Source organism: Kutzneria sp. NPDC052558 (assembly GCF_044547355.1).
In the GTDB taxonomy this organism is placed as follows: domain Bacteria; phylum Actinomycetota; class Actinomycetes; order Mycobacteriales; family Pseudonocardiaceae; genus Kutzneria.
Window position 1 is genome coordinate 1 of sequence record NZ_JBIUAG010000019.1, and the last position, 22,219, is coordinate 22,219.

Sequence of the window (22,219 nt, forward strand, 5' to 3'; positions counted from 1 at the left end):
CACAGGGCGCGGGCGTCGGCGGTGGCGATGTCGTAGCACTGCCGGGCGTCGATCGCGGACATGCGGATGCGGAGTTCGGCCATGCCGTTGGGCAGCGGGTAGAACTCGATCCGCCGCTCCTTGTCGCGGGCCTTCTGGCGGCGCTGCTCGTAGCCCAGCGGGTCGGCCTCGGCGACCAGCTTGGTGGTGCGGCGCGCGAGTTGGGTGCGGGTGAGCTCGGCGGCGACTTCGACCAGTTGGTCTTCGATCTGGGGGATCGTGGCGGGGTCGAGGTGGACCACCCGCTCGTCGACGGTCTCCAGCCGGCGTAGGTCGATCTCCCCGCGTCGTAGCTGCTCACACAGCCGAGGCAGCCGGTCCAGGACCTGGGCGCGCTCCTGTTGGCGGAACAGGGACTGTTCGGACTCGTGGGTGGCCATGGACATCTCGGCTAGGTCGTCGAAATTCCGGAGAATGCACAGCCGAGCGTGGTCGGCTACCGCTGTGATCTTGCGGGCCATGACGAATGCGGTGACTTGTTGCTCGGGTGTGAGGGTGGAGAGATCCGCGCCGAGGAGCAGGTCCAGCATCGCTCCCGAAGGCTCAGCGGATTCCAGCTCTCGGGTGATTTCTTCCATACCCCAACGATACCCCTATTGAAGATCCAAATCGAATCACTAACGGGTGAAATCCCGTTTCATGCATAATCGCGACGACCCCACCCATAGCACCACCGCGACAATGATCTACACCTTCAGGCTCCGGAGGGTGGATTTTGCGCGGAGGGGGGCGATGGCATAAGCTTGTTGCGTATCGAGGCAGGCGGAGCCTGCCCGATAGCGCCTTGATACGCCATCGCCCAGAGGTCTCCGCGCAAAATCCACCCGGAGTAGCCTGGATAACGCCCCCCACCCCCAGCCGAACAACATCCCCACCGCTCACCGCAAACCCCACCTCCGGCAACCGCGCGGCGCGGGCACCCGAATCACAACCACACCACCACACCTCGAACATCGCCGAAACCCATCCCAACCCCATTGCCCACCCAACCCTGGGGGCTTCCCCCGCAGCCAGTCTATTCGGGACACCGCCCGGAACCCGGCCGCGAAGCGGCCCCTGTGGACAACTTGGCCCCTGTGGACAACTTGGCGGCGATGCGGAGCATTTCCCGGACGGGAGTGCTGGGTTCCCGGTCGGCGGCGGCGAGGGAGACGACGAAGCGGGGGGCGTGTCGGCCGATGGGCACGCAGACGAGGTCGGCGGGAACGATCATGGGCGGGCTGAGGGCGACGCCGAGGCCGTGGCGGACGAAGTCGAGCACGCCGACGCCGTCGCCGAGCTCGTAGCGGATCACCCGGCCGATGCCGGCGCGGAGGAAGGCGCGGTCGGCGGCGATGCGGGTGCCCCAGCCGGGGGTGGTCTCGACGAAGGGCTCGGCGGTGAGTTCGGTGAGCTCGACCCGGTCCCGGCCGGCCAAGGGGTGGTCGGGGCGCACGACGAGCCCCATCCGCGTGCTGACGAGGCGGTGCAGGCGAACGCCGCTGACGTCCTCGGGCGGCAGGGCGATGAAGGCCAGGTCGAGACGGCCGCGGCGGAGGTCCTCGGCGTGATCGCCGCTGACGCCGACCCGGACGCTGACCTCGATGCCGGGGTGCGCGGCGGTGAAGGCGGAGATCAGCGATGCTGGCGTGGGAGAACCGGGGCTGGCGGCGAGCATGACGCCGAGGCGCAGGGTGCCGCGAAGCCCGTCACGTACCTGCTCCAGCACGTGCCGAGCCTCCCGCGCCGCGGCGAGGGTGCGCTGGGCCTCGGGCAGGAACAGCCGCCCGGCGTCGGTCAGCGAAACCTGATGGGTGGTCCGGGAAACCAGCTCAACGCCGAGTTCACGCTCCAGGTTGCGCAGGGTGGCCGACACGGCCGACTGCACGACGTGTTGCCGCTCGGCCGCCCGGGTGAAGCTCATCTCCTCGGCCACGGCCACGAACACGGCCAGTTCCCGCAGCTCCACTCGTCATCTCCGATCGCGATAACCGATAGCTGCTTTTGTCGCTTCCCACGAATATCCCAGCGCAGTGCAATAGAGGTGTCAAAGAGAAGGAGAAGGCGATGAGCCTCAAGGGAAAGATCGCGCTGGTCACGGGCGGCTCGCGCGGCATCGGCGCGGCGGTAGTGCGCCGGCTGGCCGGCGACGGCGCGGCGGTGGCTATCAACTACCGCGCCAACGCGGACCAGGCCCACGCTCTGGTCAAGGAGATCGCCGACGCCGGCGGCGACGCGGTGGCCATCCAGGCCGACGTCGCCGACCCGGAGCAGATCGCACGGCTGGTCGACGAAACCGTGGAACGGTTGAAGGGCCTGGACATTCTCGTCAGCAACGCCGGCATCGAGCACTTCGGCGCGCTGGAGACGATCACGCCCGAGGACTTCGACCGGATCTATCACACGAACGTGCGCGGCCAGCTGTTCGCGGCCAAGCACGCGGCCCGTCACCTGACCGAGGGCGGGCGGATCGTGCTGACCTCCTCGGTCAGCGCGCACCGGTCGTTCCTGCACCACACGCTGTACGCGTCGAGCAAGGCGGCGGTGGAGTCGATGGTGCTGAACCTGGCGCCGGAGCTGGGCGCCCGCGGTATCACGATCAACGCCATCGCGCCGGGCGGCACCGCGACGGACATGGCTGAAAGCGCGGCGCCGGAGTACTTCCGCGGCCGCGACAACCTGGATCTGGCCGCGGAGATCAAGGCGATGATGCCGCTCGGCCGGATGGCCCGGCCCGAGGAGATCGCCGCCGCGGTGGCCTTCCTGGTCTCTGCCGACGGCTCGTACGTGACGGGCCGGACGCTGGCCGTGGACGGCGGGATGCGCTGAACATCCCGCCGCCCAAGGGAAATCAGAAGCCGGTGACCCCGTTCGGGGTGCCCAGCCCGGTCGGCCCGTCGTAGCCGGGCCCGGCGGTGCACAGGTAGGTGCCGCCGCAGCTGCCGTTGGAGCCGGTGGTCACGTCGTTCAGCCCGGACGTGTGCGCGTACGGGTACGAGCCCGAGGTCACCGAGTTCCCGGCCAGCGCGTAGACGCTGGCGATGATCGGCGAGGACAGGCTGGTGCCGCCCACCTGCACCCAGCCGTCCGCGCCCTGGGCCAGGCCCAGCGCGATCAGGAAGTCGCAGAACGAGCTCGTGCCGCAGCTGTTGTACGTGTCGTAGATGCCCAGGCCGGACGCCGGGTCGGCGTCGGCGGAGACGTCGGCGACGGTCCGCATGGCGCACGCGGTGTCGTGCTGCCAGGTGGGTTTGGGCTCGATCGCCGAGCAGCCGCTGCCGGCGCCCGACCACGTCTTCTCGGTCCAGCCGCGCGGCGTGCCGGCGGCCTTGGTGAGCGTGGTGCCGCCGACGGCGGTGACGTACGGCGAGGATGCCGGCCAGCTGACGCCGTAGCCGGAGTCGCCGGAGGCCGCGGTGACGGCGATGCCCGGGTGGTTGAGGTGCGCGTCGGCCGCGGTGATGGTGCCGTCCTCGGCGCCGCCGTAGCTGTTGGAGATCGCCACCACGCCCGGCGTCGCGGCCGCGGTGTCCACGGCGGTCATCAGCGGGTCGGTGTCCGGGGAATTGGCTTCCACCAACAGGATGTGGCAGTCGGGGCACGCGGCGGAGACGGTGTCGAGGTCGAGGCTGATCTCCTCGGCCCAGCCGTAGTCGCCGGCCGGCAGCGGGCTGGTCGCCCCGTTCTGGTTGACCTTCTTGAAGCAGCCGTTGGCTGTGGTGCACGGCGCGAGGCCGCGCTTGCTGCGGAACACGGCCAGGTCGGCCTCGGCCGTCGGCGCGTCCATGGCGTCCACGATGGCCACGGTGCGGCCGCCGGACGTCTTGCCGGTCAGCCCGTACGCGGCCTGGATGTCGGCGGGCGCGAGGCCCACCGGGTTGGTGACGGTCATCGGGCCGGGGCCGTTGGGGGACTTGATCGCCTTGCCCAGGCAGTGGAAGTGGGCCTGGCTGGTGGCGCAGCCCAGGTCGACCAGGCCCCCTGACAGCAATGGGGTCGACAGCAGCGGGGCGGCCTGGGCGACAGGCGCCGCGAAGGACAGGGGTACGAGCGCGGCGGCGGCCAGCGCGAGAACTGCGAGGAATCGGGATCTGCCGCAGGGTGACATTCCGCCTCCTAGGTGACTCGCGTCACATTCCGGGACTGGATCGTCTCGTGCCGCCCTCACGGGTGACACTCCGCCAAACGACTGGCCGCACTCACAGTTACGAGCTGCGGTTTTGTCAGTCCCCGGCGCTAGACTCGGCCTGACCAAGTCGAACGTGTGATCGAGGGGGACGCATGGGGCGCAGCGGCAACCTGCCCCGTGGCCTGGTGGAGCGGTTCCGGGTGTCGGACACCGTGTGGCCCGACGACACCGGCTGCCCGATCCTGCACGTCGACATGGACGCCTTCTACGCGTCGGTGGAGATCCGGGAGCGGCCGGAGCTGAAGGACAAGCCGGTGATCGTGGGCGGCACCGGCAACCGGGGCGTGGTGTCCTCGGCCAACTACATCGCCCGCGGCTTCGGGGTGCGCTCGGCGATGCCGACCACCCGGGCCCGCCGGCTGTGCCCGCACGCCGTGTTCATCCCGCCCACCTTCGCCCTCTACACCGAGGCGTCCCGGGCCGTGATGAACCTGTTCCGGGAGCTCACGCCGCTGGTCGAGCCGCTCAGCCTGGACGAGGCGTTCCTGGATGTGTCCGGCGCGCTGCGGCGGCTGCGCACCACGCCGTCCCGAATCGGCGCCCAGCTGCGTGCGGACGTGCTGGAGCGCACCGGGGTGAACTGCTCGGTCGGCGTGGCGTCCACCAAGTTCATCGCCAAGCTGGCCTCGGGTCTGGCCAAACCTGACGGCATGGTGGTGGTGCCCAAGGAACTTTCGCTGGAGTTCCTGCATCCGCTGCCGGTGTCGGCGCTGTGGGGCGTCGGCGGCCGCACCGCGGAAGCGTTGGAGCGCATCGACATGCGTACCGTCGGCGACGTGGCGGCGGCCCCGCCGGCTCGGCTTCGGCGCGTGGTCGGCAACGCCGCCGCCGATCACCTGTACGCGTTGGCCAAGGGGCTCGACTCGCGACCGGTCGTGCCGGAGTCGGCGGAGAAGTCCATCGGCGCCGAGGAGACGTTCGAGGTCGACCACCACGACCGGGAGCTGCTGAAGCGGGAGCTGCTGCGGCTGTCCGAGCGCACCGCCGCCTCGCTGCGGGCGCGGGGCCTGCGGGGCCGAACCGTGTCGATCAAGGTGCGGTTCGAGGATTTCACCACCATCACCCGATCGAGGACCCTGCCGGTGGCCACCGATGTCACCCGAGAGGTCTATCAAGCCGCCGCGAAACTGCTGACCGAGAACGTTCCGTATGGCGCCGTTCGGCTGATCGGTGTACGTGTTGAGCAATTGGCGCAGGCGTCCGAGATCGGCGAGCAGCTGTTCATGGACGCCCCGGAGCGCGGCTGGCGGGAAGCCGACCAGGCCGCCGACTCGGCACGTTCCCGATTCGGCGGCGCGGCCGTGCGCCCAGCCTCGTTGCTGGGACGAACAACTCAGAAAGAACGGGGGGTTGATTGACGGTTATTCGTACGGCATGCCAGCGGCGGGCGCCACGGAACCGGTGGTCTGGGTCGGCGCCGCTGCGACGGCGACAATGCCGGTACCTGCGGCGATGGCGAGCGCGAGCGCCACGACGGCCATGGTGAAGCGCATTGTTCCTCCGTGATGATTACGCATCAGTACACAGGTGGTGCGCGATTCAACGCCTAGGGTGGCAGTCGGAGTGTGACGCTCGAACCAGCGGTGAATGAACAGTGGGGAGAAATTATGTCGCTCCCCGTTTACCTCGTATGGTTCGGGTAAATGAAATGTCTTGTTCAACTCTTGTTTTTGTTGTATTCTGCCGTGCATGCTGATCGGGCGGAGTCGCGAGCTGGCCCGGCTGACCGTCCGAGTCCGTGAACTCGCCGGTGGTCGGGGTGGCGTGGCGCTCGTCGACGGCGAACCCGGCATCGGCAAGACCACGTTGCTTCACGCCGTGTGCGACGCCGCCGCGGAAAAGGGCTGCCGCGTGCGTTGGGGCGCAGGCGACGAACTCGGTCAACTGTTGCCGCTGTTGCCTCTGCTGGAGGCCCTGAGCGCGGAGCGTTCCGAAGAGGGACAGTCGGTGTTGCGCCTGTTGCGCGGCGAGGTCCCGACCGTCGTCGACCCGTCCGCCGTCGCGGCGGAACGCGTGCTGGGCATGGTCGAGGAGCTGTGCGCCGACGGGCCGGTGGTGCTCGCGATCGACGATCTCCAGTGGGCGGACAAGGTCACCGTCGCGGTGTTCAGTCGGCTGGTGAAGCTGGTGGACCAGTTGCCGTTGCTGTTGATCGGCACGCTGCGGCCGGTGCCGGTCCGGGACGACCTGTCGCTGTTGTGGCGGCAGCTCGGCGTTGACGGCCAGATCAGCCTCGAGCCCCTGCCGGCGGAGGCGATCGGTGAGCTCGTCGCTCGCCTGGTCGGCTCGCCGCCCTCGGCCGAGCTGCTCCGGCACGCCGAAGGCGCGGCCGGAAACCCTTTGTACACAACGGAACTTGTCACCGCGGTGGCCGAAGGCGCGGCCCGCCCGGGTTCGCTGGCCGCGGCGATCGACCATCGCCTGGACTTCCTGTCCGAGCAGACCAGGCACGTGCTGCGGGCCGCGACCCTGCTCGGGGTCGTGTTCTCCGTCGCCGACCTGGGCGTGGTGCTCGGCCGCTCGATCGTCGACCTGTTGCCCGCGCTCGACCAGGCGTCGGCGGCCGGGGTGTTGGTCGAATCCGGCGACGGTCTGTCGTTCCGGCACGCTCTCGTGCGATCCGCCTTGTACGAACGGATGTCGCAACCGGTCCGAGCGGCCTGGCACCTGGAGGCGGCCCGGCTGCTGTCCGATGCCGGTTCGCCGGTCGAGCGCGTGGCCAAGCAGCTGCTGGTCGCCTCCGACGCCGACGAGTGGACCGTGGACTGGTTGTGTGACAACGCGGGCGCGCTGATCGGCCAGTCGCCGTCCGCGGCCGTGGACCTGCTCCGCCGGGTGCTCGCCGTACCGCGTTGGGATGCTCGGCGGCTGTCGCTGGCCAGCCGGTTCGCCGACGCGTTGTATCGCACCGGCGATTTCGACGAGGCCGAGCAGGTCGGCATTCGCGCGCTCGCGCTGTCCACCGACCCGGTCCAGATCGTGTGGCTGCACCATGTGCTGTGGCAGTGTCGCAACATCGGCGGCCGGAACGCGCAGTCGCTGGTCGAACTCGACCGCGCGCTGTCCGACCCCGAGACCACCGGCCGTATGCGTGCCAGGTTGCTGGCGCTGACCGCACGAGCGCACTTCAACCACGGCGATCCCGACGCCGCTGAGAAAGCCGCACTCGACGCCGTCGACGCCGCGCCCACCGATGAGTGGGTGGTCGGCTGGTCGCTGCACGTGCGCAGCATCGTGCTCATTCAACGTGGCCACATGACCGACGCGTTGGATCTGCTCGACCACGCGGTGCGGGTGATCGGCCGGGACGGCGCGACCGCGGAACTGAGCCTGCTGATGCGGGTCAACCGGGCGGTGGCGCTGTGCTGCGTCGACCGCACCGATGAAGCCGTGGCTGCCGCGCTGGAGGTGCGGCAACTGGCCGAGCGGGTCGGCAACACCGTCCGGATGGCGCAGGCGCAGAGCGCCCTCGTGCAGGTCACGTACGACTGCGGACGCTGGGACGACGTGCTGGTGGACGTCGACCTCGTCGCCGACGAGCTCAAGGACGCGACCGTGGCCGCGTGCGATCACAGCATCGCCGCGCTGATCCACCTGCACCGTGGCGATCACGTTGCCGCTGGGCGGCATCTGGACATCGCGCGGTCGGCGAAGATCGGCGGCCGGTCCGTGCTGCATCTCGCGCTGGTCACCAGCCTGGAGTTGGAACAGGCCGGTCGGCTGGACGAGGCGCTGGCGGCGCTGCGCACCTCCGCCGACTTCGATGACGTGTTGCCGGAGATCGTGCGGCTCGCGGTGGCTGCCGGTGATCTCCACACCGCGCGGGAGACCACCGAGCGGGTCGTCGAGCTGGCCTCGGATTCCGAGGTCCGGCACCGGATCGCCGCCGCCGCGTACTGCCGTGGACTGGTCGACGGCGACGGCGAGGAGTTGCTGCGGGCGGCCACTGCCTACCGCGAGTGCGGCTTGCCGCTGCCCAGGGCCAAGGCCCTGGAGGCGGCCGCCGTCGCGTTTGTCCACAACGGACAGTCGAGCTCGGCGCGGGCGGCGGCCTCGCGGGCGTTGGATCTGTACGCCGAGCTGGGGGCCGAGTGGCAGCTGGCGCGGGCGCAGGCGGCGTTGCGGGGGCTGGGGCTGCGGCGGGGGCCGAAGGTCAAGCACCGGCGGGCCAAGACCGGATGGGACAGCCTCACGCCGGCCGAGGCGACGGTGGCGCAGCTGGTGGTGGCCGGGCTGTCCAATCCGCAGATCGCCGAGCGGCTGTTCGTGTCCCGGCGCACCGTGACCACGCACGTCTCGCACATCCTGGCCAAGCTCCAGGTCCGCACCCGCACCGACATCGCCCGCGAGGCCGGCCTGCGCCAGGCCGCCTCGGGCTGAGGGCCGGACACAGGGCCGCGGGGGGGGGGGGGGGGGGGGGGGGGGCCCCCGGCCCCCCCCCCCCCCCCCCCCCCCGCCCCCCCGCCCCCCCCGGGGGGGGGGGCGGGGGGGGGGGCCCCCCCCCCCCCCCCCCGGCTCCGCTGCCCGAACATCGCGCCGGAGGCCGAGGCCGCCGCGCGGGTCGGGGTTTTCGGGCAACGGAATTCAGATTGTCAAGTGCCCCGATGCGACCTGTGGACAACTCCGTGGCAATCCACAGGGTCCGCTTCGCGGGCTTCCGCCGGCCCCTCGGCCGATATACTGGACCTGGGACGCCCCCCGAGGTGGGTGGGGGATTTCAAGCGGAGCGGTTGCCGGGCCGGCGGTCATCGTGGCTGCGCGGGCGGGGGACGGGACCGGCGTCACGGGGGCGAGGGCCGGGGCTGATCTCGGGGCGGGTGCCGTCGGGATGGGGCCGGCCGGCGTGGACGGGGCGCTTGCGAACCCGAGGGGACTGGCCCCGGCACCAGCGCAGCCACAGCGGAACGATGTACCACCACAGGGAGAACCAGCTGACGATGCCGGCGGTGAGCATGCCGGCCCATTCCTGGCCCAGCACGACGTCGAGGATCAGCATGAGGGCCGATGAGAGGGACAGCATCAGCAGGACCAGGCCGGACAGGGCGAGGCCGCTGGTCAGGTGGACGAGCTGGCGCTTGAGGCGGTGCTGGAACACCAGGCGGTGCACGGGGGCGGGGGCGATGAGCAGGGCGGTGGCGGCGGCGCCGAGGACGAGGCTGGCGACGAAGGCGGAGCGGTCGAACTCGCCGAGGGAGGCGAAGCGGGGAGTGAAGGCCAGCGACAGCAGGAACGCCAGCAGCAGCTGCACGCCGGTCTGGGCGACCCGGATCTCCTGGAGCAGCTCGGCGTAGTTGCGGTCGAGCCGCTGGGTCGGCGTCTCCCCGCGGGCCATGAGGTTCCACTGGTCATGGCTCTCATATGGGCTACGGGCGGTAGCCGAGCTGTGGGTCATGTCGCGATCCGTTCAACGAGGGGACACCGGGAGTTCAACCATCGCGCACGGTCCGTGATGAGTCATCGGAGACGTGACGTATGTTGGCGGGACCCCGTCACCCGTTAGAGAGGCCTACGCACGCCCGTGACCGCTACCCGAGCCGATCTTCCGTCCCTGACCGGAATGCGCTGGGCCGCCGCGTTTCTGGTGTTCTGCCTGCACATCGTGGTCACCTCGATGCTCTCGCCGGTCGCCGCCGGCTCGAAGATCGCGTCGCTGCTGTTCAGCGCGGGTGACGTAGGAGTCTCGTTCTTCTTCGTGCTGTCCGGCTTCGTGCTGATGTGGTCGGCCCGGCCCGGGGACAGCCCGCTGCGGTTCTGGCGACGCCGGTTCGCCCGGATCTACCCGGTCCACCTGGTCACGGCCCTGCTCGCGCTCGTGCTCGGCGTGACACTCGGGCAGTTGGTCCGCCCGGACAACTTCTACGGCGTGCCGGGCATCGGCAGTTTCCTGGCCAACGTCTTCCTGGTGCACTCCTGGATCCCCGGCCAGAACCAGTCACTCAACACGGTCAGCTGGACGCTGGCCTGCGAGGCGTTCTTCTACGTCACGTTCCCGTTGTGGGGCCTGCTGATCCGGCGGCTGAAGGCCCGTGGCACGACGGTGTTCGCGCTGGCCAGCGTGGTGCTGGTGGTGCTGCCGGCGATGGCGGAGCCGTCGTGGCCGGTGTTGCAGACCCTGCCCGCGGCTCGGCTCGGCGAGTTCATGCTCGGCATCGCCCTGGCCCGCCTGGTGGCCCTCGACCGCTGGCGCGGCCCCCGGCTGGACATCGCGGTGGCGGTGATGCTGATCAGCTACTTCCTGGTGCCGGTGTGGCCCGGCCAGTACGGCTATTCGGTGGCCACGCTGGTCGGCATCGGCGTGCTCATCCCGGCCGCGGCCGTGGCCGACCTGCGCGGGGACGCGTCGTTCTGGAGGTCCCGCACGATGGTCCGGCTCGGGGAGCTCTCGTTCTCCTTCTACATGGTCCATCTGATGGTGATCAGGGTGGCGCGCCGCGTCTTCCCGGGGCTGGTGCAACGGGGCAGCACCGCCGAAATGCTGGTGGTGGCCGGGATCTTCGCGGCGTCGCTGGGATTGGCCTGGGTGCTCTACGAGTACGTGGAGACGCCGTGCCGACGCTTCCTGACCCGACCGCGACGGAAAGTCGTCACGCCCGCCATGTCGTCTGCAGTCTGATCACGACGATCGCCTCGACCGCCAGCGCCGCGGCCAGAATCACCGCCGCCCACCAGCGGGATCGCCGCGCCAGCGGGGCGACCAGCGGCAGGACTACCAGCGAAGTCGCCACGTACGCCCAGTTCTCGCCGGATTCCCGCGGCTGGTGGCCGCCGAGACGGGCGATCACGATGGCGATCGTCTGCACGACCATGGCGACCTCGATGCCGGCCAGAAAAGGCAGCACTCGGGCGAAGTCGTAGCGGGCGGCGAACACCAGGCAGGCCAACGCCAGCAGCGCGCACACGGCGGTGGTGGCGAAGGCCAGCGGCTCGATCACGCCCTGGCCCGGCGGCGACGCCTGGTCCCGGCGCGGTACAGCCAGGTCGACAGGCCGGTGATCATCAGCGCCAGCGGGGTCAGGCCCAGCACCACCCAGATGATCCGCCACCAGCCGTTGACCAGCCAGCCGAAGTGCGCCGGCTCGAACACCTTCTCGTAGAACGTGTTGGCCAGCGGCCTGGCCTCACTACCGTCCACAACGGACACATGGCCGGCGTCGTGCGCGTCGACGTAGACGAAGACGTCGCCGCCGAAGAAGGCTCGGGCGTTGTACGGCGCGTACGAGCCGGAAATGGACACGCCGTAGTAGGCGGCGTCGTCGGTGGGCAGGCTCACGTAGCGGATGTCGCCGGGATGGTGTTGCAGCGCAACGGAAACGGCCTGGTCGAGCCCGACATCGCCGGTGGGGGACTGGTTGGGCGTGAACGTGAACCGGTCGGGATCGACGGACGTGCCGCCGGTGATGGCCAGCCACGCGTTCGCCACGGCCGGCAACTCGAACGCGGCCCCGGTGACGCCCCACATCAGCACAAACGGCACCGCCACCAGGCCGATCACGTTGTGCAGGTCGTAGTCCCGGGCGAACCGACCCCGCCTGAGGCGTACGCGCAAGCCGTGCGACATCCGCCGGATGCCGGGCCACCACGTGATGAGGCCGGTGATCGCCAGCAGAACCATCAGCAGCCCCAACACAATCAGCACGATGCCGCCCAGCGGTTGGCCGAAGACCGGGGTGGCCAGCCAGGCCACGTAACCGGTCTCGGTCGGGCAGGTCAGCGCGCAGTCGTGGATGTTGGCCATCAGGCCCATGAAGCCGTCGTCGATGCCGGCGTAGCCGTTGATGTGCCCGGTGCCGGGATCGACCGCGTAGACGTGGCTGAATGCGGGGTCGCCGACGGCGATGACGCCGGCGTCGTTGCTGACCCAGGCGGCCGCGAAGTCCGGGTGCGCCTGCCGCACGATGTCCCGGGCCTGGCTCAGGCCGATCGGGGTGGCGCTGTCGGTGTGCTGGTACAGCTGCGCGTGCGTGGCCCGGAAGTATTCGGCCCGGTACAACAGGATCGTGCCGGTGGTCGTCTCGATGACGAGGAACAGCCCGAGCACCAACGACGTCCAGCGGTGCGTGAGCACCAGGGCGCGTCGCACCGGCCGCCGGCGTGACCAGCGCCGCAGCCTGCTGCCGCGCGCCACTGACACCCGCGCCGCCTCGGTGCGGGTGAGAGTGTCGCTCAACGACCCACCCCCTGATCATGCGACCAACGTTCGCTCGGGGTGAGGTTAGCCTTACTTAACTTCAGCGTCCAGTCGTGTGCAACAACCGGCCCACCGCCTGTGACGTGCGCTCATAGCTGTGGTCGTTGTCGATCTCGCCGACCAGCCGGTGCTCGCGCATCACCAGCACGCGGTCGGCCAGCGTGACCATCTCCGGCAGGTCGGAGGAGATCAGCAGGATGGCCAGGCCGTCGCCGGCCAGCCCGACGATCAGCTCGTGGAAGGCGGCCTTGGTGCGCACGTCGATGCCCACGGTCGGCTCGTCGATGACGAGGATGTCGCAGTCGGCGGCCAGCCACTTGGCCAGGCTGACCTTCTGCTGGTTGCCGCCGGAGAGCTGCCCGGCCAGCTGCCCGGGCCCGGACAGCCGCATGCCCAGCCGCTCCTGGTAGGTCGCGACCAGCGCGTTCTCGTCGCCGGCGCGGACCAGGCCGAGGCGGGCCAGCCGCCGCCACACCGTCACGGCGATGTTGCGGCTGACCGGCTGTTCCAGGAAGACGCCCTCCTCCTTGCGGTTCTCGGTGACGTAGCCCATGCGGTAGCGGCGCAGCGCCTCGCCGACGTCGCGGATCCGGGCCGGTTCGCCGTGGACGCGGATCGAGCCGCCGGTGATCTTGTCCAGGCCCAGCACGGCCCGGGCCAGCTCGCTGCGGCCGGCGCCGACCAGCCCGTACAGGCCGACGATCTCGCCCGGCCGCACGGTCAGCGACACGTCGTGATGGCCCTCGGCGGTGCTGATGTGGTCGAGTTCCAGCGCCGGGGCGGCGTTCCGGTCGACCGGCTTGCGGTCCAGCTCCAGCACGGCGTGCGCGCGGCCGACCATGAGGTCGACGATCTCCTCGGTCCGGAAGTCGGCCAGCGGCTGGGCTTCGGCCACGCTGCGGCCGTCGCGGAGCACGGTCACCGTGTCGGCGATGGCGAAGACCTCGTCGAGTTTGTGGCTGACCAGCACGATGGCGTGGCCCCGGTCCCGCAGCGCCCGCATCACCGCGAACAGCCGCTCGGCCTCGTCCGAGGTGAGCGAGGCCGTCGGCTCGTCGAGCAGCAGCACCTGGGAATCCACCGCCAGCGCCTTGGTGATCTCCACCAACTGCATCTGCGCCACCGACAGCGAGGACACCGGCCGGTCGACATCGAGCCGCACGTCGAGTTGCGCCAGGCAGCGTTCGGCCAGCGCGCGCACGGCTTTCCGGTCGACGAAGCCGAATCGCCGCGGCGTGGCCGACAAGGCGATGTTCTCGGCCACCGAGAACGCCGGGATCAGGTTGCGTTCCTGGTGCACCACACCGATTCCGGCCCGCTGGGCGTCGTGCGGGCCGCCGAAGTGCGCCTGCGACCCGTCGGCCAGCACGATCCGGCCGCCGTCCGGTCGCAGCACGCCGGTCATGATCTTGATCAGGGTGCTCTTGCCGGCCCCGTTCTCGCCGAGCAGCGCGTGCACGGTGCCGGGCGCCAGCCGCAGCGTCGCCTCGTCCAGGGCGCGCACGCCCGGGAACACCTTGACCAGTTTCTCCGCGGTCACGGTCATTTCGCCGCCCTCCCACGGAGTTGCGTGATCAGCACGGCGCCCAGCACCACCGCGCCGACGATCAGGTCCACCCAGTCCGGGTTGATCGAGTACTGGGCCTGGGCCACGTCCACCAGCCGCACGATCAGCGCGGCCAGGCAGGTGCCGACCACGCTCACCACGCCGCCGGCCAGCGCCACGCCGCCGATGATCGGGGCCGCGAAGCTCGGCAGCAGCAGGTCGTCGCCGATGGTCGCGTTCACCGATCCGCTCAGCGCCACCACGATCACGCCGGCAACCCCGGCCAGCAGTCCCGACAGCAGGTGGGCCAGCACCAGCGACCGGTCGTTCGACACTCCGGAAAGCCGTGCCGCCAAGGGGTTTCCGCCGCTGGCCAGCAACTGGCGGCCGACGGTCATACGCCGGAAGAACACCGCCACCGCGATCGCCACCAGCACCGCGAACAGGAACACCGTCGGCACGCCCAGCACCGAGGCCTGCCCCAACCGCACCAAACCCGGCGAATACCCTTGGTACGTGGCGGTTCCGTGCACGCCGTAGCGCAGACCGTCGATGACGGTCATGGTCGCCAGCGTGACGATGAAGCCGTTGATCCTGGTCAGCACCACGAGCAACCCGTTCACCAGGCCGATTCCCGCGCCGGTCGCGATGCCCGCCACCAGCGCCAGCCACGCCGGCAGGCCCACCTCCACCATTAGCCAGGCCGTGACCATCGCGCAGAACCCGGTCAGCACGCCGACGCTGAGGTTCATCTGGCCCACGCCCAGCACCACCATCTGGGCCAGGCCGATCACCATGGGCACGGCCAGGAACTGGAAGATCGCGGTCAGGGTGTCGGCGTGCAGGACGCTGCCGTGGGTGGTCAGCGCCAGCACGGCGAAGGCGGCGACGGCCAGCACGGCGAGGGTGAACTCGGTGGAACGGAAGGAGATTTTCGGACGAAGGACAGTCATGCCGCACCTTCCCGCTGCTCGGCCGGCTCGGGTCGGCCGGCCGCCGCGGGCGCGACCGTGCTCCGCCGCTCGGCCAGCACGTGCCGCAGGCGGTCCAGCGACAGCGCCACCAGCAGCACGATCCCGATGTATATCTTGAACTTCTCCACCTCGAACTGGAGCAGGTTCAACCCGGTCTGGATCACCTCGGTCAGCGCCGCGCCGAAGACGGCGCCGAGCACGCTCACCGCGCCGCCGGCCAGCAGGGTGCCGCCCAGCACCGGCCCGAGGAACGAGGGCAGCAGGAACGAGCCGCCGATATCGGCCGAGAACGCGCCGTTGTTGACGGCCAACAGGAATCCGGCCAGCGCGGCCAGCAGGCCGGAGAGCATGTGGGCCTGGATGATCCGCCGGTTGGTGGGGATGCCGGACAGCCTGGCCGCCTGGATGTTGGCGCCGGTCATCAGGATCTCCCGGCCCAGCCGGGAATTCCGGAAGAAGACGCCGACGGCGATCGCCGCCACCAGCCCGATCGGCGCCACCAGGGGAACGGGCGGCCCGCACAGGTCGCCCACGCAGTAGTCGGCGAACGTGTCGCCGCGCAGGATGTCCAGGCCGGCCGGGGCGACATGGAACGCGACGCCGTCGCTGAACGTGCTGTACAGCAAGGAAACCAGGCCGATCAGGGCGAAGTCGAGAGCCAGGGTGACCACGAACGAGTTCACGCCGGTGGCGGCGATGGTCCAGCCGGCGGCCGCGCCGACGAGAGCCCCGACGGCCAGCCCGATGAGCAGCCCGACCGGCAGGGGAACGTCGAGCTTGTCGTAGGCCCAGCCGGAGGCGAAGGCCGACACCGCGGCCATCCGCCCCACGGCCAGGTTCATGTGCCCCAGCGACAACACCGCGAGCTGGGCCAGCCCGACCACGACGAACACCGTCAGGTCGGACTGCATGGGCACGAGGGTCAGGTCGATGTCGAGGAACGCCGGCCGCAGCGCGGTGAACACCGCGACCAGCACGACGATCACGACCAGCAGGCCGATGCGGGGATTGGCCCAGACGGGAATGACACGCCTCATGGTCACGCCTTGGGGCAGGTGAGGTACTTGTCGTCGAAGTCCTTGCGCAGCTGGGATGTCTCCTGCTGGCGCTGCGTGTCGTAGCTGGCCACGTTGTCCTTGGTGACCACGAACGAGCCCGAGTCCACCACCTGGCCCGGGGTCTTCATGGCGCAGCCACCGGCCAGTTTGGACAGTGCGTAGGAGCCGATATAGGCCTGGCCGACCGGATTCTGCACCACCGACGCGGTGACCGAGCCGTCCTTGATGTCGCCGAGAATGGTCGGGTCGTCGTCGATGGCCACCACCTTCACCGGCAGCCCGGCCGCCTTGACCGCGGCGGCCGAGGCCACCGCCGGGTTGTACGCGGTGGTGACGATGCCGTTGATCTGCGAGCCCTTGGCCGCGATCAGGTCGGCGACCGCCTTCTGCGCGGTCTGTAGGTCGGTGTCGATGTCGGTGACGGTCTGGATCAGCGTGACCTTGCCGCCGGCCTCGTCCACGGCCTGCTGCACGCCCTGGATCCGCCGGGTGGTGTTGGAGTCGGTCTTGTTCCCGGTCAGGTGCACCAGGTTGCCGCTGCCGCCCATGGCCTCGATCGCCGACTTGGCCGCCTTGTACGCGGCCTGCTGAACGTCGGTGGCCAGGCAGAAGTCGGCGTTGTCGGTGTCGCCGGCCGGGCAGGAGCCCAGCGAGGCCAGGTGGAAGCCCTGCTTCTTGAGGTCGCTGAAGGTCGAGTTGATCGTGTCGGGCGACACCCCGAACACGCCGAACGCGTTGAAACCCTGCGCCGCCAACGACTTCAGCACCGAGTTCTGGGTGGTCTGGTTCCAGGCCGAGGTCTCGTTGAACGTGGTGTCGCCGAGCTTGAAGTCGGTCTTGGCCTGGTTCAGCGCGGTTTTCCACGGCTGGAAGTACGGGTGCGGGCCGCCCGGCACCAGTGCGACCTTCACCTGCCCCGGTTGGAGTGTCGACTGGTCGCTGTGCGCGGTGTTGCGGCTGCAGCCGACCACGGACAGCGCGAGCACCACTATCGCGACGGCAAGAGGTGAACGGCGCATGGGGTCTTACCTCTCTGTAAGCACCTCGACGTACGGCTCCAGGACGGCCGGGTAGTCCAGCCCGGCCGGCAGGGCGATGCCCGGCTCGGTCGGGGCGTGCACGAATCCCTCGGCGTCGACTTCTGCCTTGGGGCGCACCGGATTCGCGGTGATCAGCGACTCGTAGTAGGTGGTGTTGGCGATGGCCATGGTCAGGTGTCGGCTCGGCATCTCGTCGCCGAGCACCTCGGCCCGCAGCCGGAACGCGTCGGCCAGGTGCGCGGTCCGCATCGCCCCGGTGATGCCGCCGCGCATCGTCGCGCTGGCCCGCACGCCGAAGGTGGCCGCGCCGGCGGCGATGAAGTCGGCGGTGTTCATGTGCGCGCCGTCGGAGGTTTCGGCCACCAGCAAGGGAATCCGCACCGAGCGGGCCAGGTGCCCGTACGCCGTCACGCTGAACTCGCGCATCGGCTCCTCGTACCAGAGGAATCCGGCGTCGTGCAGGGCCTGGCCGAGGTAGGTGGCGTCCGGCAGGTCGAAGCCGGCCGAGCCGTCGTACATCAGCGGCACGTCGTCGCCGACGTGCGCGCGCAGCTTGTGGCCGAGGTCGGCGTCCTTGCGGGCGTCGCCCCAGGCGTGCAGCTTGATCGCCTGGTAGCCCAGTTCCAGGCACTGGGTGGCGACGTCCAGGTACTCGTCGACGTCGCGGAAGGTGACGGTCGAGGCGTAGGCCGGGATCTGGGTCCGGAAACCTCCGAGGACTTGCCACACCGGCTGGTCGACCAGCCGGCCGGCCAGATCCCACAGCGCGGTGTCGACCAGCCCGAGCACCGGCAGCGGGAACTCCTCGGTGCGGTCCAGCTCCCACACCAGGTGCCACAACTTCTCGCGCTGCAACGGATCCTGGCCGATCAGGGCGTCCCGCAGCACCCGCGTCACGATGTCCTCGACCGCCGCGGCCATGCCCGGCCGGGTCGCCAGGGCCACGCCGGCGACGCCTTCGTCAGTGCCGATGCGCAGCACCGCCGCCTCGCCGTCCGGGCTGGAGCCCAGCAGGCCCTTCCGCCACACGAAGGCGGGCTTCGCGCCCGGCAGCGGGATGCGGAACGACGCCACGTCGGTGATGCGCACGGCCGCAACATAATTCGTACTATGAATGTCGTCAAGGGTAGGATCAGCGGGACAGCCCGCGGACGAAACGGACTCCTGTGAGCCTGGACGAGCAGGCGGCGCAACCGCTGCCGGGGTGGCCGCGCCGGCCCCGACGACTGGCCACCGCCGTGGTCGAGGACCTGGTCGACCGCATCGTCGGCGGCGAGATCTCCCCCGGCAGCGCGCTGCCGATCGAGCCGGTGCTGTGCGAGATGTTCTCGGTCAGCCGCACCGTGATCCGCGAGGCCGTCAAGTCGCTGGAGGGCATGCGGCTGGTCAAGGTGCAGCAGGGGCAGGGCACCACCGTGCGCGACACCGAGGACTGGGACCTGCTCGACCCGGCCGTGCTGGCCGCCAGCATCCGGCACGACGCCGAGCTGGCCATCCTGTCCGACCTGGTCGACGTGCGGCGGGCGCTGGAGTCGCAGATGGCCGGCCAGGCCGCCGAGCGGGCCGACGCCGAGCAGCTGCGCCGGATCGGCACCGCCCTGCGGCACGTCACCGACGAGACCGCCGACGCCTCCCGCTTCTACCGCGCCGACCTCGAGTTCCACGACGAGATCATGGCCGCCTCCGGCAACCGCCTGGCCCGCGCCGTGATCCGCACCGTGAACGAGGAGGCGTTCCGCAGCCTGCGCTACATCGGCGAGCCCACCCTGGCCGACTTCGAGCAGTCCAACCGCGAGCACCGGGCCATCTACGAGCGCCTCATCGCCCAGGACCCCGACGGCGCCGCCCGCGCGATGAACGACCACATCGGCCAAAGCTGGCAGAAGCGCCGCCCCCGCAAGCGCTGACCACCCGTCGGCGCTTGGCTGACCACCCGTCGGCGCTTGGAAGGGGGCTTTCCTCCACTCCGAGTGGAGGAAAGCCCCCTTCCAAGCGGAAGAGGCGGGGCGGGGCCGGGCGGGGGGTGGGGGGATTCTGTCGTTGACAGGTCCTTGCGGGATGTTGTCCACTATTTGCGAGGTAACATCATACCTCGGATGAATGCTGTCCCCACCTGTCAAGGGAGACACGGTGTCAACCAGCAGCCGCTTACGAGTCGCCTTCGTGGCGACCACCCTGACCGTAGCGGGCCTCGCAACTCCAGCCGCCGACGCGGCCACGCTCACCACAGCGTGGCAGAACGGGGCCTTCCAGCTCGACCGCCACGCGGTCGTCAGCCGCTCGAACATTGTGCTCGGCGCGCCGAACACGGCCGCCACCCAGTCCCTGCCGCTGGGCAACGGCGTGGCGGGGGCGGCGGTGTGGGCGGCCAACGGGTTCACGGCGCAGCTCAACCGGGACGACACGTTCCCGGACCGCAAGTCGCCGGGCCAGGTGACGATCCCGGGCCTGGCCAAGCTGACCTCGGCGGCGGACTTCGCGGCCCACCTCGACCTCTACGACGGCGTGCTCACCGAGACCGGCGGCGGCCTGACGGCCCGCGTCTACCTGCGCGCCGACAAGGACGAGCTGGTGGTCGACGTGGCCGGCGCGGATCCGAACAGCACGCAGACGGCCCAGGGTTACCTGTGGTCGGGTCGGTCGCCGCAGGCCCAGGCGTCGGGGGCGATCGGCACCTTGGCCGAGACGTGGGTGGACAACCCGACCGGCGGCACCGGCCAGACCTTCGGCAGCCTGCTCGCGGTGACGGCCGGCGGTCGCAACGTCAGCGCCACGGTGGTGGACGGCCAGACCGTGCGGACCACCTTCAACCCCAACGCGAACGGCACCTTCCGGGTGGTCGTCGGCGTGCCGCACTGGACCGGCGGCAACGCCCAGAGCACGGCCTCGGCCCTGCTCGGCGCCGACGCGACGGCGTCCACAGTGGACACCAATCACCTGAACTGGTGGCACGACTTCTGGACCGGCGCCAACCTGATCGAGGCCAACTCGGCCGACGGATCGGGCCAGTACCTGGAGAACCTGCGGACGATCTACCTCTACCAGGAGGCCAGCCTCAACCGCGGCCAGTACCCGGGCACGCAGGCCGGCGTGGCCGACCTGTTCGCGTTCTCCAAGGACACGCAGGACTGGGTGCCGGCCGACTACTGGTTCTGGAACCTGCGCATGCAGCTGGCGGCCAACCTCAGCTCGGGGGCGCCGGCGCTGAACACCAGCTACTTCAGCCTGTACACGTCGAACCTGGCCAACATCCAGGCCTGGACGCAGGCCCACGTGCCGGGCTCGACCGGCGCGTGCGTGCCGGAAACCATGCGCTTCAACGGAAACGGCTACTACGGCGGCGGCAGCGCGGCCAGCAACGCCTCCTGCGACTCGACGATCGCGCCCTCGTACAACTCGATGAACTACTCCACCGGGGCCGAGGTGAGCCTGTGGATCTGGCAGACCTACCTCCAGAACCGCAGCCAGTCGTTCCTGCAGAGCGGCTATCCGCTGATGAAGGCGGCCGCGCAGTTCCTGCTGTCCATCGCCAAGACCGGCAGCGACGGCAAGCTGCACACCACGGCCAACGCCCATGAGACGCAGTGGAACGTGACCGACCCGGTCACCGACATCCTGGCCATGCAGGCGCTGTTCCCGGTGGTCATCTCGGCGGCGCAGACGCTGAACGCCGACCCGGCCCTGGTCAGCCAGCTCCAGGCGGCGCTGCCGAAGATCCCGCCGCTGCCGCGCACCGACGCGGCCACGCACAAGCAGGTGCTCACCGCGGCGGACGACGCCGGCGGCCAGGACGTGATCGCCTTCTCCACGCAGCCGGCGGCCCAGCTCAACAACGGCGAGAACCTGGACCTGGAGTCGACCTTCTCCTACGGCGTGATCGGCGACAACTCCGGCTCGCTGACCGATCTGGCCAAGCGTTCCTACAACTCGCGGCTGTTCCAGAACAACGCGGACTGGGACTATGACGCCCTCTACGCGGCCCGGCTGGACCTGGCCAGCGAAGTGAAGACCAACCTCGTCAACAACGTCAAGAAGTACCAGCTGTACCCGAACGGCATGGCCAGCCTGTTCGGCTCGGTCGGCGACGAGTTCTACAACGAGGAGACCGGCATCGTCGCGGCCAGCATGAACGAGGCGCTGGCGCAGGACTACGACGGTCTGCTGCGGATCGCCCCGGCCTGGCCGTCGGACTGGGACGGCGACGGCACGGTTTCGGTGCAGAACAACAGCAAGGTCGACGTGCAGGTGCGCGGCGGCGTGCCGGTGACGGTGGTGCTGGAGGCCGGCGGCAATGCCGCGATGGCGGTGCGCAGCCCGTGGTCGGGGCAGTCGGTGGAGGTGATCGACGCCAACACCGGGGCGACCGTGGTCGCGCCGACCACGGCCGGGCAGTTCACGGTCAACACCGCCCAGGGGCACAAGTACCTGATCGAGAAGACCGCCGCGCCGTTCACGCAGTTGCCGTTCGCACAGGTCACCGGCACGGCGGCGACCTCGGCCAAGCACCTCGGGCCGGTGCAGATCGGGTTGGACAAGGCGGTCGTGGCGTCGTCGTTGTCCGCCACGTACAACAATGTCGGCGTCACCGCGGACAACAACACCAATCCCGGCAACATCGACGGCGGCGGCGCCAGCATGTCGGCGACCGCGATGGCCAACGCCGGCGCGCGGCCGGGCGGCACGGTCAGCCATGCCGGCCTCACCTTCACCTGGCCGTCGCAGGCCGGCACCGGCACGGCGGACAACACCGTCTCCAATGGACAGACGATCGCGCTGACCGGCAGCGGCAACACGCTGGGCTTCCTGGTGACCGCCACCTACGGCCCGGCCAGCGGCACCGGGACCGTCACCTACACCGATGGCAGCACCCAGGACTTCACGGTGTCCAGCTCCGACTGGTGGGGCGGCAGCGGAGACGCGGCGATCACCGGGACGTACCAGAACCGGGCCGGCAACACGACCTTCCAGGCCAACGCCGTGGTCTACTACGTCGGCGTGCCGCTCCAGGCCGGCAAGACCGCGGCCACGGTGCGGCTGCCGGCGGTGAGCGGGGCCGCGACCGCCGGCACCCCGTCGCTGCACGTGTTCGCCATGGCCAGGGGCTGAGCGGTGGTCAAAGGTGCACACCCTGCCGGTGAAGGGTCCTCAGACCCGCAAAATCTGGACGCCATGACGCAGAATTGCCGCTGATAGGGCGCAAATTCAG

At 70.0% G+C, this 22,219-nt stretch carries 18 protein-coding genes; 6 read left to right on the forward strand and 12 right to left on the reverse strand.

Translation table 11 applies throughout. From position 1 onward, the window contains the following. Positions 1 to 617: DUF222 domain-containing protein (locus ACIG5F_RS29895; RefSeq protein ID WP_396523129.1), on the reverse strand; the 617-nt coding region annotated here is incomplete at its 3' end. A 437-nt stretch (positions 618 to 1,054) separates the two neighbouring features. Next, positions 1,055 to 1,987 (reverse strand): LysR family transcriptional regulator, encoded by a 933-nt coding sequence (locus tag ACIG5F_RS29900; RefSeq protein ID WP_396523131.1) that lies wholly within the window; start codon positions 1,985 to 1,987, stop codon positions 1,055 to 1,057. A gap of 98 nt (positions 1,988 to 2,085) precedes the next feature. Here ACIG5F_RS29900 and ACIG5F_RS29905 point away from each other — a divergent pair, with 98 nt between their 5' ends. Then, a complete protein-coding gene (locus ACIG5F_RS29905; protein WP_396523133.1) occupies positions 2,086 to 2,847 on the forward strand; it encodes an SDR family NAD(P)-dependent oxidoreductase in 762 nt (253 codons plus the stop codon). Between the two features lie 22 nt (positions 2,848 to 2,869). Here the strand turns inward: ACIG5F_RS29905 and ACIG5F_RS29910 are convergent, their stop codons facing one another. Then, positions 2,870 to 4,126, reverse strand: coding sequence for a peptidase S8 (locus ACIG5F_RS29910; protein ID WP_396523135.1), 1,257 nt, complete (start codon positions 4,124 to 4,126; stop codon positions 2,870 to 2,872). A gap of 173 nt (positions 4,127 to 4,299) precedes the next feature. Between ACIG5F_RS29910 and ACIG5F_RS29915 the strand changes: the two genes are divergently transcribed. Continuing rightward, on the forward strand, positions 4,300 to 5,565 hold the full coding sequence (locus ACIG5F_RS29915; protein ID WP_396523137.1) for a DNA polymerase IV: 1,266 nt from the start codon (positions 4,300 to 4,302) through the stop codon (positions 5,563 to 5,565). A gap of 3 nt (positions 5,566 to 5,568) precedes the next feature. Here ACIG5F_RS29915 and ACIG5F_RS29920 read toward each other — a convergent pair whose 3' ends face one another. Next, complete coding sequence (locus ACIG5F_RS29920) at positions 5,569 to 5,700, reverse strand: hypothetical protein (RefSeq protein ID WP_396523139.1); 132 nt, start codon at positions 5,698 to 5,700, stop codon at positions 5,569 to 5,571. Positions 5,701 to 5,896: 196 nt separating this feature from the next. On the opposite strand from ACIG5F_RS29920, the gene ACIG5F_RS29925 reads away from it, so the two are divergent. Then, positions 5,897 to 8,587 (forward strand): ATP-binding protein, encoded by a 2,691-nt coding sequence (locus ACIG5F_RS29925; protein WP_396523141.1) that lies wholly within the window; start codon positions 5,897 to 5,899, stop codon positions 8,585 to 8,587. 337 nt (positions 8,588 to 8,924) lie between these two features. Here the strand turns inward: ACIG5F_RS29925 and ACIG5F_RS29930 are convergent, their stop codons facing one another. Continuing rightward, positions 8,925 to 9,539, reverse strand: coding sequence for a DUF6328 family protein (locus ACIG5F_RS29930; RefSeq protein WP_396523143.1), 615 nt, complete (start codon positions 9,537 to 9,539; stop codon positions 8,925 to 8,927). 186 nt (positions 9,540 to 9,725) lie between these two features. On the opposite strand from ACIG5F_RS29930, the gene ACIG5F_RS29935 reads away from it, so the two are divergent. Beyond that, positions 9,726 to 10,820: an acyltransferase family protein gene (locus ACIG5F_RS29935; RefSeq protein ID WP_396523145.1), complete on the forward strand. Its 1,095-nt coding sequence runs from the start codon at positions 9,726 to 9,728 to the stop codon at positions 10,818 to 10,820. Here the strand turns inward: ACIG5F_RS29935 and ACIG5F_RS29940 are convergent. The 7 genes from ACIG5F_RS29940 to ACIG5F_RS29970 form a co-directional block, all read right to left on the reverse strand. Beyond that, on the reverse strand, positions 10,792 to 11,139 hold the full coding sequence (locus tag ACIG5F_RS29940) for a hypothetical protein (protein WP_396523146.1): 348 nt from the start codon (positions 11,137 to 11,139) through the stop codon (positions 10,792 to 10,794). The genes ACIG5F_RS29935 and ACIG5F_RS29940 overlap by 29 nt on opposite strands. Further along, positions 11,136 to 12,374 carry a PepSY-associated TM helix domain-containing protein gene (locus tag ACIG5F_RS29945; protein WP_396523148.1) on the reverse strand — a complete coding sequence of 413 codons (1,239 nt, stop codon included), beginning with the start codon at positions 12,372 to 12,374 and terminating at the stop codon, positions 11,136 to 11,138. The genes ACIG5F_RS29940 and ACIG5F_RS29945 overlap by 4 nt, the downstream gene beginning before the upstream one ends. Positions 12,375 to 12,435: 61 nt before the next feature. Further along, positions 12,436 to 13,941: a sugar ABC transporter ATP-binding protein gene (locus ACIG5F_RS29950; protein WP_396523150.1), complete on the reverse strand. Its 1,506-nt coding sequence runs from the start codon at positions 13,939 to 13,941 to the stop codon at positions 12,436 to 12,438. Then, the gene (locus ACIG5F_RS29955) at positions 13,938 to 14,894 is read right to left on the reverse strand and encodes an ABC transporter permease (protein WP_396523152.1); all 957 of its coding nucleotides are present in this window, start codon (positions 14,892 to 14,894) and stop codon (positions 13,938 to 13,940) included. The genes ACIG5F_RS29950 and ACIG5F_RS29955 overlap by 4 nt, the downstream gene beginning before the upstream one ends. Then, on the reverse strand, positions 14,891 to 15,952 hold the full coding sequence (locus ACIG5F_RS29960; protein ID WP_396523154.1) for an ABC transporter permease: 1,062 nt from the start codon (positions 15,950 to 15,952) through the stop codon (positions 14,891 to 14,893). The genes ACIG5F_RS29955 and ACIG5F_RS29960 overlap by 4 nt, the downstream gene beginning before the upstream one ends. Positions 15,953 to 15,954: 2 nt before the next feature. Then, entirely contained in the window at positions 15,955 to 16,992 is a 1,038-nt protein-coding gene (locus ACIG5F_RS29965; RefSeq protein ID WP_396523156.1) for a sugar ABC transporter substrate-binding protein, read from the reverse strand. Between the two features lie 6 nt (positions 16,993 to 16,998). Continuing rightward, a complete protein-coding gene (locus tag ACIG5F_RS29970; RefSeq protein WP_396523158.1) occupies positions 16,999 to 18,102 on the reverse strand; it encodes an enolase C-terminal domain-like protein in 1,104 nt (367 codons plus the stop codon). A gap of 77 nt (positions 18,103 to 18,179) precedes the next feature. Between ACIG5F_RS29970 and ACIG5F_RS29975 the strand changes: the two genes are divergently transcribed. Further along, positions 18,180 to 18,920: a FadR/GntR family transcriptional regulator gene (locus ACIG5F_RS29975; protein WP_396523160.1), complete on the forward strand. Its 741-nt coding sequence runs from the start codon at positions 18,180 to 18,182 to the stop codon at positions 18,918 to 18,920. A 223-nt stretch (positions 18,921 to 19,143) separates the two neighbouring features. Then, positions 19,144 to 22,119, forward strand: a complete 2,976-nt coding sequence (locus ACIG5F_RS29980; RefSeq protein WP_396523162.1) for a glycosyl hydrolase family 95 catalytic domain-containing protein — start codon at positions 19,144 to 19,146, stop codon at positions 22,117 to 22,119. Positions 22,120 to 22,219 lie beyond the last annotated feature (100 nt).

Excerpts from the sequence above, each read along its gene's own strand:
- ACIG5F_RS29950 (WP_396523150.1), bottom strand. The coding sequence starts at position 13,941 with ATGACCGTGACCGCGGAGAAACTGGTCAAGGTGTTCCCGGGCGTGCGC.
- ACIG5F_RS29905 (WP_396523133.1), top strand. The coding sequence starts at position 2,086 with ATGAGCCTCAAGGGAAAGATCGCGCTGGTCACGGGCGGCTCGCGCGGC.
- ACIG5F_RS29910 (WP_396523135.1), bottom strand. The coding sequence starts at position 4,126 with ATGTCACCCTGCGGCAGATCCCGATTCCTCGCAGTTCTCGCGCTGGCC.
- ACIG5F_RS29930 (WP_396523143.1), bottom strand. The coding sequence starts at position 9,539 with ATGGCCCGCGGGGAGACGCCGACCCAGCGGCTCGACCGCAACTACGCC.
- ACIG5F_RS29965 (WP_396523156.1), bottom strand. The coding sequence starts at position 16,992 with ATGCGCCGTTCACCTCTTGCCGTCGCGATAGTGGTGCTCGCGCTGTCC.
- ACIG5F_RS29915 (WP_396523137.1), top strand. The coding sequence starts at position 4,300 with ATGGGGCGCAGCGGCAACCTGCCCCGTGGCCTGGTGGAGCGGTTCCGG.
- ACIG5F_RS29960 (WP_396523154.1), bottom strand. The coding sequence starts at position 15,952 with ATGAGGCGTGTCATTCCCGTCTGGGCCAATCCCCGCATCGGCCTGCTG.
- ACIG5F_RS29955 (WP_396523152.1), bottom strand. The coding sequence starts at position 14,894 with ATGACTGTCCTTCGTCCGAAAATCTCCTTCCGTTCCACCGAGTTCACC.
- ACIG5F_RS29920 (WP_396523139.1), bottom strand. The coding sequence starts at position 5,700 with ATGCGCTTCACCATGGCCGTCGTGGCGCTCGCGCTCGCCATCGCCGCA.
- ACIG5F_RS29925 (WP_396523141.1), top strand. The coding sequence starts at position 5,897 with ATGCTGATCGGGCGGAGTCGCGAGCTGGCCCGGCTGACCGTCCGAGTC.